The 12789-nt window shown below is 32.0% G+C and carries 15 protein-coding genes; 8 read left to right on the top strand and 7 right to left on the bottom strand.

Annotation, left to right across the window (positions count from 1 at the left end; translation table 11 throughout):
* Positions 1 to 298: 298 nt before the first annotated feature.
* Positions 299 to 919 carry a superoxide dismutase gene (locus G9Q29_RS08065; protein ID WP_166135547.1) on the top strand — a complete coding sequence of 207 codons (621 nt, stop codon included), beginning with the start codon at positions 299 to 301 and terminating at the stop codon, positions 917 to 919.
* Between the two features lie 201 nt (positions 920 to 1120).
* The gene (locus tag G9Q29_RS08060) at positions 1121 to 2320 is read left to right on the top strand and encodes an LETM1-related biofilm-associated protein (RefSeq protein WP_166135423.1); all 1200 of its coding nucleotides are present in this window, start codon (positions 1121 to 1123) and stop codon (positions 2318 to 2320) included.
* Positions 2321 to 2347: 27 nt separating this feature from the next.
* On the opposite strand, the gene can is transcribed toward G9Q29_RS08060, so the two are convergent.
* From can to G9Q29_RS08040, 4 genes are all read right to left on the bottom strand, one after another.
* A complete protein-coding gene (can, locus tag G9Q29_RS08055) occupies positions 2348 to 2983 on the bottom strand; it encodes a carbonate dehydratase (RefSeq protein WP_166135420.1) in 636 nt (211 codons plus the stop codon).
* Positions 2984 to 3059: 76 nt separating this feature from the next.
* Positions 3060 to 3704, bottom strand: a complete 645-nt coding sequence (locus tag G9Q29_RS08050; protein ID WP_166135417.1) for a carbonic anhydrase family protein — start codon at positions 3702 to 3704, stop codon at positions 3060 to 3062.
* Positions 3705 to 3718: 14 nt separating this feature from the next.
* Entirely contained in the window at positions 3719 to 5323 is a 1605-nt protein-coding gene (locus G9Q29_RS08045; protein ID WP_166135414.1) for a SulP family inorganic anion transporter, read from the bottom strand.
* Between the two features lie 62 nt (positions 5324 to 5385).
* Positions 5386 to 5673 carry a hypothetical protein gene (locus G9Q29_RS08040; RefSeq protein WP_166135411.1) on the bottom strand — a complete coding sequence of 96 codons (288 nt, stop codon included), beginning with the start codon at positions 5671 to 5673 and terminating at the stop codon, positions 5386 to 5388.
* Between the two features lie 147 nt (positions 5674 to 5820).
* Here G9Q29_RS08040 and G9Q29_RS08035 point away from each other — a divergent pair, with 147 nt between their 5' ends.
* Complete coding sequence (locus tag G9Q29_RS08035) at positions 5821 to 6762, top strand: LysR substrate-binding domain-containing protein (RefSeq protein ID WP_166135408.1); 942 nt, start codon at positions 5821 to 5823, stop codon at positions 6760 to 6762.
* Between the two features lie 61 nt (positions 6763 to 6823).
* On the opposite strand, the gene G9Q29_RS08030 is transcribed toward G9Q29_RS08035, so the two are convergent.
* Positions 6824 to 7021: a hypothetical protein gene (locus tag G9Q29_RS08030; protein WP_166135405.1), complete on the bottom strand. Its 198-nt coding sequence runs from the start codon at positions 7019 to 7021 to the stop codon at positions 6824 to 6826.
* A 134-nt stretch (positions 7022 to 7155) separates the two neighbouring features.
* Entirely contained in the window at positions 7156 to 7818 is a 663-nt protein-coding gene (gene mnmD / locus G9Q29_RS08025; RefSeq protein ID WP_166135402.1) for a tRNA (5-methylaminomethyl-2-thiouridine)(34)-methyltransferase MnmD, read from the bottom strand.
* Positions 7819 to 8110: 292 nt separating this feature from the next.
* Between mnmD and G9Q29_RS08020 the strand changes: the two genes are divergently transcribed.
* Complete coding sequence (locus G9Q29_RS08020) at positions 8111 to 9178, top strand: branched-chain amino acid aminotransferase (RefSeq protein WP_166135399.1); 1068 nt, start codon at positions 8111 to 8113, stop codon at positions 9176 to 9178.
* An 83-nt stretch (positions 9179 to 9261) separates the two neighbouring features.
* Here G9Q29_RS08020 and G9Q29_RS08015 read toward each other — a convergent pair whose 3' ends face one another.
* Positions 9262 to 9651: a pyrophosphohydrolase domain-containing protein gene (locus G9Q29_RS08015; protein WP_166135395.1), complete on the bottom strand. Its 390-nt coding sequence runs from the start codon at positions 9649 to 9651 to the stop codon at positions 9262 to 9264.
* Between the two features lie 466 nt (positions 9652 to 10117).
* Between G9Q29_RS08015 and G9Q29_RS08010 the strand changes: the two genes are divergently transcribed.
* The 4 genes from G9Q29_RS08010 to G9Q29_RS07995 are packed head-to-tail and all read left to right on the top strand — an operon-like array spanning position 10118 to position 12778.
* On the top strand, positions 10118 to 11245 hold the full coding sequence (locus tag G9Q29_RS08010) for an SRPBCC family protein (RefSeq protein ID WP_166135392.1): 1128 nt from the start codon (positions 10118 to 10120) through the stop codon (positions 11243 to 11245).
* A gap of 43 nt (positions 11246 to 11288) precedes the next feature.
* Positions 11289 to 11831 carry an RNA polymerase sigma factor gene (locus tag G9Q29_RS08005; RefSeq protein WP_166135389.1) on the top strand — a complete coding sequence of 181 codons (543 nt, stop codon included), beginning with the start codon at positions 11289 to 11291 and terminating at the stop codon, positions 11829 to 11831.
* 32 nt (positions 11832 to 11863) lie between these two features.
* The gene (locus G9Q29_RS08000; protein ID WP_166135386.1) at positions 11864 to 12277 is read left to right on the top strand and encodes a hypothetical protein; all 414 of its coding nucleotides are present in this window, start codon (positions 11864 to 11866) and stop codon (positions 12275 to 12277) included.
* A gap of 42 nt (positions 12278 to 12319) precedes the next feature.
* Positions 12320 to 12778 carry a sensor of ECF-type sigma factor gene (locus tag G9Q29_RS07995; protein ID WP_166135383.1) on the top strand — a complete coding sequence of 153 codons (459 nt, stop codon included), beginning with the start codon at positions 12320 to 12322 and terminating at the stop codon, positions 12776 to 12778.
* The last annotated feature ends 11 nt before the right edge of the window (positions 12779 to 12789 follow it).

The following is a 12789-nucleotide window of genomic DNA, read 5'->3' as shown; positions in this document are numbered from 1 at the left end:
TATATAATTACACTTAAAACCATAATTTACAACGCAATATTATAGTAGTTGAATCATAAAAATTTAAGTGATTCTTAACTTGAAATACTATTTAAAGAACTAATTTTAAGGATTAAAATACAACCCTAATTAGTATAAAAAATAAACCGTCATGGAAAACAACAATAGCCGAAGAAGCTTTTTAAAACAAACAGCTCTATTATCTACAGGAACAATTCTAGGATCTAGTTTGTTAAGTCAAACTTTTGCGAATGAAAAAAATGTCATCTTCCCTCAAAATGAAACTGTAATCGATGTTATGGGAGCGTATTCTTTACCAAAACTGGCCTATACCTATGATGCCTTGGAGCCTCATTTTGATAAAGCAACAATGGAAATTCACCATAGCAAGCACCACCAGGCTTATGTAAACAACTTAAATAAAGGGCTAGAGACCATTGATAAAAATTTGATTGGAATGAGTAACTCATTAGAATCTATTTTTGAAAACATCAATAAATTTCCGGAAGGAATACGCAATAACGCAGGTGGCCATTACAATCACTCATTATTTTGGAATTCATTGAGTCCAAAAGGGGGCGGAGTACCTCAAGGTACGCTTGCTACAGCTATAAATTCTAGTTTTGGCTCATTTGAAGAGTTTAAAAAACAATTTACAGATGCAGCAACCAAGCGATTTGGTTCAGGTTGGGCTTGGTTAGTTGTTAAAGATGGTAAACTTGTTATTGGTTCTACAGCCAATCAGGATAATCCTTTGATGCGTTTGAAAGGAAATGGACTGAAAGGGAAACCTGTTTTGGCTCTTGACGTTTGGGAACACGCGTATTACCTAAAAAATCAAAACCGTAGAGCAGATTACATTGCTTCATTTTGGAATTTAGTTAATTGGGAAGAAGCTGAAAAGTTATTCAAATCTTAAATTAGATTTAAAAAGCATTACCATAGCTCCTAGACGATTGTTTAGGAGCTTTTGTGTTATTTGATTTATTTGTCGAAATTATTAAAAAAATACTTGGAACTACATTCCTTTTCAACTAATTGCAATTTGTTTGTTAAACTAAAAAAGTAGGTTCAAAAACTAATCTAAAATAGTATAGCTTTGCAGTCTCAAAATTAAACAATGATTAACCCATCAACATCAGGTTGGATCGATAAATTTTTCTCCGATCAGCATTTTAGCACTGCAATTGTTTCGGTTGATAATGCTAGCTTTTATAAAAAAGTGCGAGCAACTGGATTTATTTACGGCCATATTATTGATTTTGATATTCCAAATCCAATTGAAACCAAAGGTTGGTTTAAAGAGGAAATCTCAAAAGTAGCTTTACTCAATGCGCTATATAGCGTTTTTTGCCTCAGTACAACTGCAATGGATACCAGCATTTTTGCACAACGAGCAGTTGCTTTTTACAACGAAATGAATCCAGAAGGGTTTAGCTTATTAAAAAAAATACTTCCAAAAAACTCTACGTCACTAACTTTAGAAAAAATTATTGACCAACGAGTACAAACCAATGACAGTATTATAAGCAAGAATTTTTCTCACTTGGTTACTAATGCCCTACTTTTTATTGATGTTTTGGCTTTTAGACAATATTTAGTTCATGGTGAAATTCCTGAGAAATACCTAAAAAAAATTGAAGAAACCATTGTAAATTTGGTTACTCTAGCTTTAAAAATAAAATCTACAAAATCACAATATGATGATTTGTTGATCAAATTATTTGAGGCTTCCATCAGATACAGTAAATTTTCGAAAGTAACAGCTCAAAGTATTGATGCATTGCAACTCGAGTACTTTACACACGAGTTGGAAAAAAAATACTTCATTGATTTGGTAGGAATGGCTTTGTGGAGTGATCAAGAAATCGAAAATGACGAAGCCTATTTTTTACATTCCTTAGGTACTACACTTGAGGTGTCAGAAGAATTTGTAGAAGAAAGTGTCAAAAATGCACATGATTTTATTGCACGATACAAAAAAGAAATTCCTTATTTTAAATACTCTAATCCTGTAAAACATTTTTATGATCAAACAACGCAAAGTGTTGTAACACTCATAAGCCGCAATAAGAATAGATTATTAAAAGAATTGCTGCAAAGCAAAGAATTAATGGTGTTATTAGCCCATTCTACACACCGCGATTTAGACGAAAAAGAAAAGAGAAAGGTAAAAAAACAACTATTAGAAATATGTAAAACAATTCCTTCACTGACAATATTTTTGCTTCCTGGCGGTAGTTTGTTGTTGCCTATCTTAGTTAAATTTATACCTAAATTATTGCCTTCGGCGTTTAATGAAAATTTAGATTCTGAGTAAAAAAAACGCTGAAAGTGACTTTTTTTTTTAAAATTTAAGTTGGTACACATCATCTAGATCTTTTTCAGAACTGATGTTTACCTCTAAATCAGTTACAAAACCCGAATTTAAACCATAAACCCAACCATGTAGGGTTAAATCTTGACCATTACTCCATGCTCCTTGAACGATTGATGTTTTGGCTAAATCAAAAACTTGTTCTTTCACGTTCAATTCTACGAAAGTATTAAAACGAGTAGTTTCATCTTCAATGGAGTCTAAATGCGCATGATGTAAACGATACACATCTTTAATATGACGGATCCAGTTGTCAATAATTCCAATAGATTGATTTCCCATTGCAGCTTTTATACCTCCGCAACCATAGTGTCCGCAAACAATAACGTGTTTCACTTTGAGAACATTTACGGCATAATCTAAAACAGACAACATATTCATATCAGAATGAACCACCATATTGGCAATATTTCTGTGTACAAAAACTTCACCGGGTTTTGCACCTACAATTTCGTTTGCAGGAACGCGACTATCAGAGCAGCCTATCCACAACAATTGCGGATTTTGTCCCTTTGCCAAATCTTTAAAAAAATCTTTATCAATGGCCAATTGACTCTCTACCCATACTTTGTTATTTTCAAGTAATTTTTGATAGTATTCGTTCATGATATTTTTTGATCTTCAAAATAAAAAAACCATTAATCTAATTAATTAATGGTTTTTACTATTAAAGTTAAATTATTTAGTTATTGATAAAAGAAGCGTCTTCATAAAAAGTAACTTCACCTGTTTCTAAATTATGCATTGCCCCAACAATACCAATTTCGCCATTTTCAATCATTTGCTTTAAGATTGGGCTACGCTCTATAATGCTGTTTACATTTCTTTTTACATTGATTTGAGATACGTTTTCAACGAAAGTTGCATTTTTTGAACTTCTTTCTGTTATTGTTTCACTTTCTTGATAAACTGATGGTTGAATTTTAGACAATAATTCGGTCAAATTCCCCATTTCTACGTGATCACAAGCTCCTTTTATTGCGCCACATTTGGTATGCCCCAAGACGACAATAAGCTTAGAACCGGCAACTTTACAAGCAAATTCCATACTTCCTAAAATATCAGTATTCACAACATTACCCGCTATTCTAACTGAGAAAACATCGCCTAAACCTTGATCAAAAATTAGCTCGGCCGATGTTCTACTGTCAATACAACTCAAAATGGTTGCAAATGGCCATTGACCGTCAACGGTTGCATTAGCTTGTTCTAACAAATCTCTATGAGCTTTTAAATTACTCATAAATCTTTGATTTCCTTCTTTTAAATAATCTAAAGCTTTTTGTGGCGTCATTTGAGCTTGTGATTCTCTATTATGTGCTTTCATATTGTTTGATTTTCTTAATTATTTTTTTTTGATTCTACAAAAACGTGTTTTTCATCTTCACCACTATTTTCAAGATCATAGGCTTCTTTAAATCCAACTAATTTTACTTTAATATTTTCTTCTTTTGATCTAATTTTCTTGAATTCTTTTATTAAATCTAAAACATCATGCGCTATATAAACCGTATCAGATGCATTGATAACCACTTTTGAATTTGAAGGAATAGATGCAATTGTTTCTTTAATAGCTGCTTTATTCAAAAACGAAACCTCTTGGGCCAAATCAATATGAATAACATCTCCATCTTGGTATTGTTCTTTTCTAAAATTATAAGCGCGTTTCATGTTTCCTTTTAAAACAAAAATAACACTAATTATCATCCCTAAAGCAACTCCTTTTAGCAAATCTGTGAATACTACAGCTCCAAATGTTGCTATAAATGGTATGAATTGATATTTCCCTTTTTCCCAAAAATGCTTCACCGTTGCTGGATTTGCTAGTTTATAACCAACCATTAATAACACGGCTGCCAGTGTTGCCAGGGGAATTTTATTCAATACAGTTGGAATTGCCAAAACACTTACCAGTAATAGACAACCATGAATGATTGTAGACATTTTTGATTTTGCTCCTGCAGTATTATTAGCAGTAGTTCTAACAACTACTGATGTCATTGGCAAACCACCCAAAAGAGCACTTAAAATATTACCAATACCTTGTGCTTTCAACTCCACATTCGTATTGGTATATCGTTTTAAAGCATCCATTCTATCAGAAGCTTCAATACACAATAAAGTTTCAATAGATGCCACAACGGCAATTGTTATAGCAATAATCCAAACTTTAGAATTTGAAATAGCACTAAAATCTGGTGTAACAATAATGTTTTTAAATTCTTCTAACGAGGTTGGAACAGGAAGACTTACCAAATGTTCTTTTAAAATAGCTAAATTACTGCCAGACTGAATAAAAAATTCATTTAATAAAATACTCACTATTACCGCAACTAAAGCTGGCGGAACTAGCTTTATACTTTTTAAAAAGGCAATTTTATTCCAAAGTATCAAAATTGATAATGATATCAAGGCTATAATTATAGAGCCTAACTGAACATGATTTACAACTTGAAATATTTCAGAAAATGAATTTTCGCCATCTAGCTGAAAAAAGGCTTCATCTCCTTCAAAATCTGGATCATATCCAAACGCATGAGGAATTTGTTTGAGAATGATAATCACACCAATACCAGCTAGCATTCCTTCAATAACATTGTTTGGAAAATAATTTGAAATTGTTCCCGCTTTTACAAATCCTAGAATTAACTGAATAATTCCAGCAATTAACACCGCTAGAAGAAAGGAATTAAACGAACCCAAATCAGTAATTGCTGTTAAAACAATTGCTGTTAAACCCGCTGCGGGACCAGAAACGGATACATGAGATTGACTTAAATAGCCAACAACTATCCCACCTATAACTCCTGAAATAATACCCGAAAATAAAGGTGCCCCACTTGCCAAAGCAATACCGAGACACAGTGGCAAAGCCACAAGAAAAACTACTAAACCTGACGAAAAATCAGATTTTAAGTTCGCAAAAAGATTGATTTTTTTGGTCATACCAATAAATTATTTAAACATTAAACTAGTTTTCAAAAAATTTGAAAACGAACAAATATGAATTAAACAAATTCTGGCGGTGGAGAAAATATTTTTTCTAAAACAGTGTCGTGACGAGATAAATTTTCTGAAATAATTTTAGAACTTAATTGAGATTCAGTAACTAAAATAGGATAATCAAAATTCTGCTTCAAATCTACTTTTATTTCCTGAAAATTTTTAATAATTTCTTCTTCAGAAAAACTGTAAAACATATGAATATCAGCATCATTTTCTATCAAACTCACTACAGTTGGCGTTAATAAAAAAGCAATAAAAAAGAAAAGCAAAATAGGAGCTACTGACTTCATGGCGCAAAAATATCTTTTAGTTAAGAAAAATGACACATCATTTTATATTTTTTAACTAAAATACTAAAAATAATTAAGTTTTTAGAAGTTAAAAAACATATAAATTAAATCGATAGTTTTTATCTTTGTATAAAATTTTATTATTCAATGACAATTACGCAATTAAAATACGTTTTGGCTGTAGCCGAATATAAGAATTTCACTCTCGCGGCTGAAAAGTGCTTTGTTACACAACCTACTTTGAGTATGCAAATTCAAAAAATTGAAGAAGAACTCAGTATTCAAATTTTTGATAGAACTAAAAAACCAATTCAGTTAACTGATATTGGTCAAAAAATTGTTAATCAAGCTAAAAATATAGTTGTTGAAGCAGATCGTATTCAAGATATTGTAGAGCAACAAAAAGGATTTATAGGTGGTGAGTTCAGGCTTGGTATAATTCCAACCATCATGCCTACTCTCCTTCCGATGTTTTTAAACAACTTTATCAAAAAGTATCCTAAAGTAAAATTGATCATTGAGGAATTAAACACTTCAGAGATTATTACTAAATTGAATAACGGCCATCTTGACGCTGGAATAGCAGCAACTCCACTTCTTGAAGAAAAAATCAAGGAAATAGTTCTTTATTATGAGCCATTTGTGGCTTACATCCCGGAAAGCCATCATCATTTTCTAAAAAATGAAATTGAAGTAGCTGATTTAAATTTAGATGAAATTTTACTCTTGCAAGACGGACATTGCTTTAGGGATGGCATACTCAACTTATGCAAAACTGGTGACCGCAATGAAATTAGTCATTTTCAAATTGAAAGTGGCAGTTTTGAAACTCTAATAAAGTTAGCTGATGAAGGTTTGGGCACCACGCTACTGCCTTACTTGCACACTTTAGATTTAAAAGAAAAAGACAAATTAAAACTTCGTCATTTTAAAGAACCAAAACCGGCACGCGAGGTAAGTCTTATCTTTCCGAAAAACGAATTAAAAATTCAAATTATAGATGCATTGCGTAGCACGATTGCAGGGGTTATCAAAGGCGCAATTGTATTTCAGAATATAGAAATCATCAGTTCAATGCCAAAAAAATAACATAAAAAAAGTCGGAATTTGATTCCGACTTTTTTTATACTTTAATATTTTTTTGTAATGTTTACGAATTGACCAAAATCAAACATTGTTTTAATTCTGGTTTCTCAACCGTAAAATTCAAAAGCCATTCACGCAATTGTTCCAACTCATAAGGAAGAAGCGTTTTAATTGCTTTTTCTAACTCTTTACAAAATAAGGTGGGATCAAAACTTACTCTTTCCAAAATTGATTTTGTATAATCATACATGATTTTCGACATAGTAAATGAAGATTTAATTGATATTTTGATTGTTTTTTTTGTAAAAATACTACAATTTAATTAGCTGATATTAATTTTAACGTTGTATTAGCTTTTTTAGTATGCTAATTCATTGTAAACAACTGGTACACTAATTACTTTTTAAATGCTCTAAACATTTCTCTTTTGCCAGGTGGCCCTGCTAATTTTTCGACTGTAAAACCAACCTCAATCATACTTCGTTTTACAACTCCACGCGCTGCATAAGTTACTAAGACACCACCTACTCTTAAGGCTTTGTACATTTTTTCAAAAACGGCAGTACTCCACAGTTCCGGTTGAACGCGGTAACCAAAAGCATCAAAATAAATTAAATCATAACAATCTTCATCATCAATATTTTCAAAGAACTGCTCTCTCTTAGTTAAAGTAAAATGACTTGTCAAAACTGTTTTTTCCTCCCAATTACTCTCGTGCATTTTTTGAAAAATCTCTAATTGATCATTGGCGTTTAACTCGGCTACATAATTCATTTGTAAAACTTCTTCAGCAGCAACTGGATAAGCCTCTACGCCAACATAATCTATTATTTGATTTCTTTTTTCAGATTCTAAAACCGTAATAAAAGCATTTAAACCTGTTCCAAAACCAATTTCTAAAAGCGCTACTTTTTGATCAGGAAATAAAGCCAACCCATTTTTAATAAATACATGCTGTGCCTCTTGAATGGCGCCGTGCTTGGAGTGGTAACATTCGTCCCAATCCGTTAAATGAATGGTTGTTGATCCATCAAGTGTTTGAATTATTTCTCTTTTCAATGTTTAAATTTTTTATTGCAGGTTATTTACCTCACTCGAACTTTCAAAATTAGATAAAACTACTTCGAAAGCCTTATTTTTTATTTGATTTTTGTACAAATCTCCAATAAAACAAACAACTTACGGTTGATTTATTACAAAATAAACAAATCTCACCAAAATCGCATAATTAATATTTTATTGATAACAATTTTACTGATTTTTATTTAATTTTGCAAACATTCTATAAAGCCGTATTACCCTAAAATGGAAAGGTAGGAGGTTTACTAAAAAACAAAAACAGTATACAACTATGAGTGCTACTCAAACAACGCAAATTGAAATTATAAAAGCTACGACAACTAAAATTAATGAAGTAGATTTTAACAACCTAAGCTTTGGTTCAGTATTTACGGATCACTTATTTGAATGTGATTTTAAAAACGGTGAATGGCAACAACCCGTTATAAAACCTTATGCACCATTTTTAATAGATCCATCAACTAGAGTGTTTCATTATGGACAAGCTATATTTGAAGGAATGAAAGCCTATAAAAATGAAGCAGACGAAATTTGGCTTTTTAGACCTGATGAAAATTATAATCGATTTAATAAATCAGCGGTACGAATGGCAATGCCTGAAGTACCAGAGGACATTTTCATGAATGGTCTACAACAATTACTGCACCTTGATGAAGCTTGGATAAAAAAAGGCAAAGGAAACGCTATGTATATTAGACCGTTTATGATTGCAAATGGGACTGGTGTTATTGCAAATCCATCAGATGATTATAAATTCATGATCATTTTGTCGCCAGTAACGTCTTATTACGCAGGTGACGTTAAAGTACTTATCGCGGAACACTACAGTCGCGCAGCCAATGGCGGAATTGGAGCGGCAAAAGCGGCTGGAAATTACGGTGCACAATTTTACCCAACAACTCTTGCCAACCAGCAAGGATTCCAACAAGTAATTTGGACCGACGATGCTACACATACAAAGTTAGAAGAAGCTGGAACTATGAACGTGTTTTTCAGAATCAACAATACACTTCTTACAGCTCCTGTCAGCGAGCGTATTTTGGATGGTGTAACTAGAAAAACCTTAATTGAGTTAGCAAAAAGCGAAGGTATTAACGTAGAGGTACGCTCTGTACTAGTTGATGAACTTGTTGCAGCGGCAAAAGACGGAAGCTTACAAGAGATTTTTGGAGCAGGTACAGCAGCGGTTGTGAGCCCTATATCTGGATTTTCTTATAAAGACGAATATTTTGAGTTACCAAAATCTGAAACAACTGTAGCTTCTCAGTTAAAAGAGAAATTAACAAACATTCAAAACAAATTAGAAGAAGATACTTTTGGGTGGACCGTTAAAATTTAATTATACTTCCAAATTAGGACATTAAAAAAAGCGATTTTCTCCGTGAAAATCGCTTTTTTTATAAAACCCATCTAAGATATTCTCTATTTATTACCAAAAATCAATGAAAAATCAGGCTTAAAATAGTTTGGGCCCTTTAAAACTTTACCATCTTCACGATAAATTGGCTGTCCATTTTCATCAAGTTTACTCATGTTACTTCGCTGGATTTCATCAAAAACAGCTTCTATTTTATCCTGTAAACCATGCTCAATAATGGTTCCACATAAAATGTAAAGCATATCACCTAAAGCATCAGCAATCTCAACTAAGTCACCATTTTTTGCCGCCTGAAGATACTCTTCGTTTTCTTCCTTCATAAGCTCAAACCGAAGTTCTTGTTTTTTGTTTGCCAGAACCGCAACAGGCGTATCACTGTAACCAAGTCTATAAGCAGTATGAAATTCTTTTACTGCATCAATTTGTTTTTTCATCCTTAAAATTTGTTAATTGCAAGAGCAAATTAGTAACTATTTCTAAACTATTACCTAAATTTACCAAAAATAAAATTAACTATGTTCAGTAAAGGTCAACTCGTATTTGCGGTCTTATTTTTTATATCATTTATTATTGCAGCGGTCTACTCCTATCGCAAAGACATCAATATTCACAAGCAGTTTTATAAAGGAAACTATAAAATACTCATTGGTTTTCTTGCATTTATTGCCATTTTGTTTATAATTAAAGTATTTTTTAAAAGATAATTAAACATATACAAAAAATGTCTACTATATTGTGGGCATTTTTGTGGAGTATTGCATACTACAGAACGTGCAGTTAAGTATTTTGTTTAAAGAAAACACAAAACATTGACAATAATTGTTTACCAATTCATAAAAATCTCAACCAAAAAGCAATTAAAATATTATTTGAACTTAAGCCAATTAAACCCGTATTACTATGAGAATTTTAAAATACTTGTTTCTTTTATTGCTACTCAGTTTTGTTGCAGCAACAGTTTTTGTAGCTACACAAAAGGGAAATTTTGTTGTCGAAAGAAGTCAGGTAATTCCAACTCCAAGAAATACTGTTTTTAATTATATCAACGATTTAAAAAACTGGGAAGATTTTACCTCTTGGACTATTGATCAACCCGAAACAACATTTTCATACTCACCTACAAGTGCCGGACCTGGTGCGTCGTACAGTTGGAGCAACAGCAGTAAAGCCGGAAGCATACGCAATGTAACTACAAAGGAAAATGATAGTATTGCACAAAAAATGGACTATGATGGTACTGAAACTGATGTAACGATAAAATTTAAAGACACTTTAGGAGGAACTAAAGTTACGTGGAAATCTCAAGGAAAAATGAGCTTCTCGATGAAAATTTATGCCACTTTTAATGGCGGTGCCGAAAAACTGATAGGAAGTTTATACGAAAAAAGCTTGGCAAACTTAAACAAAACCTTGAACTACGAGTTAAAAACGTTTGCCGCAACCTCAAACGGAATAGTGAAAAAAGCAGGAACTTTTTATCTAAAGCATACTATATCTACAAAAACTGCTCAGATTTATAAAAACGCTCGTATCATTATTTACAAACTAAATACGTTTTGTAAGCAAAACAATATTGAATTAAACGGAAAGCCATTTTTAATATTTCATGCCTACGACAGCTCAAGAGATGTGGCAAAAATTTCTTTTTGCGTTCCCATCAAATATCAGATCGCTACAAGCATGGGAAGTGATATTTTAGTTGATAAATTAGAAACTTTTGATGCAGTAAAAACTACTTTACTGGGTGATTATGTACACTTAAATAAGGCTTATTTAAAATCTAAAAATTACATCAACACTAACAAAATCGCTGTAGGAAACCAATTTTTAAAGCTTGAAGTATTGAATAAAAGTCGATTTGAAATTAAAAACCCATCCAAATGGGAAACTGAAATTTACATTCCAATGATGCCTAAAGTTGTTGAAATTCCGACTACCAATCCAATTGAACAGGAAACTTCAGCAACAACAACTCCAAAATCAGTTCAACCAAAAGCTGTAAAAGAACAAGACTTATCTGAATTCTAGATAACTTTTAATTAGGAAGCACTTTAAAATTAAAGAAACCATTTTGCAAGAAGAACAGGAATTTATAAACCAATTGCTTAACCCTAAAACGCAAAATATTGCGTTTCAGCGTCTGCTTTCGGAGTATCAAAGACCTTTATACAATCACATCAGATTGATAGTTTTAAATCATGATGATGCTGATGATGTATTGCAAAATTGTTTCATAAAAATATTTCAGCATCTAAAAAACTTTAAAGGCGAAAGCAAACTTTTTTCATGGATGTATCGTATAGCTACAAACGAGGCATTAACTTTTTTGAAACAAAAGGCAAAAGCAAATCACATAACATCTGAGGCATTACAAAACAAAACTATTGAAAATCTCGAAGCAGATGTTTTTTTTGATGGTAACGAGATGCAATTAAAGCTACAAAAAGCAATCGCGCAGTTGCCCGAAAAACAACAATTAGTTTTTAAAATGAAATATTTTGAAGAACTGAAATACGAAGAAATATCTGAAATACTCGGAACATCGGTTGGAGGTTTAAAAGCTTCCTACCATTTAGCTGTAAAAAAAATAGAGGCTTTTGTGGCCAACAATTAAACCTTTTATAAATTAAACGGTCTAAACTCATTATGAAGACATTTAAACTAGATAACGAACCGAAAATTGATGCTGGATTTAAAGTACCAGATGCTTATTTTGATACTTTTTCAAGTAAATTATTGGCTCAATTACCACCCGAAGAAACTAAAGTAATTTCATTATTCTCAAAAAGAAAAAAAGTTTTAATGATGATTGCAGCAGTTTTAGTGATGGCGTTAATGATTCCTGTTTTTTATACTTCGGATCCAATGGCTGCAAAAATAGATCCTGTTGCTTTAGAAAACTATATTACGTACCAATCTTCTGTAAACCAATATGATTTACTGAATAATTTAGACGCTGAGGATTTAGAAAAAATCAACACATCGATAGTTTTAGAGGACGAAAGTATTGAAGAACACTTTTCTACAAATGCCAATCTAGAAAATTTAATCTTGGAGTAAAGCACACCACCTCCAAATTTGTTACAATTAAAATTAATTACAATGAAATTAAAACAATTATTCCCACTACTCTTTTTAATGATTTCGCTCCAGTTTTACGGGCAAGGCGAAAGCATGAAAGAAAAAAGAGAGCAAATAAAAGCTTTAAAAGTTGCATTTTTTACTACTGAACTTAATTTTTCAAGTAGTGAAGCAGCCCGCTTTTGGCCAGTTTACAATGCTTACGACGATAAACAATTTGAACTAAGACATCAAAAGATGAAAAGTTATGTTCGAAGAATGAATGACGGATCTTTGGATAAAATTACTGAGAAAGAAGCTAACATTTTTTTGGCACAAATTGATGATACAGAAGAAGAACTTTTTTTAGTTCGTAAAAAATTCATGCAAAATGTTCGAACCATTTTACCTGCTATAAAAATTGTAAAATTAAAAAAGGCCGAGGAAGATTTTAACCGAAAGCTATTACAGCAATACCGCAACAACGGATCTCGAAAGTAAAATTTTCATTA

The sequence above is a fragment of the Flavobacterium turcicum genome, from assembly GCF_011365745.1.
GTDB lineage: Bacteria > Bacteroidota > Bacteroidia > Flavobacteriales > Flavobacteriaceae > Flavobacterium > Flavobacterium turcicum.
This window is presented reverse-complemented; position numbering and strand designations above follow the sequence as displayed.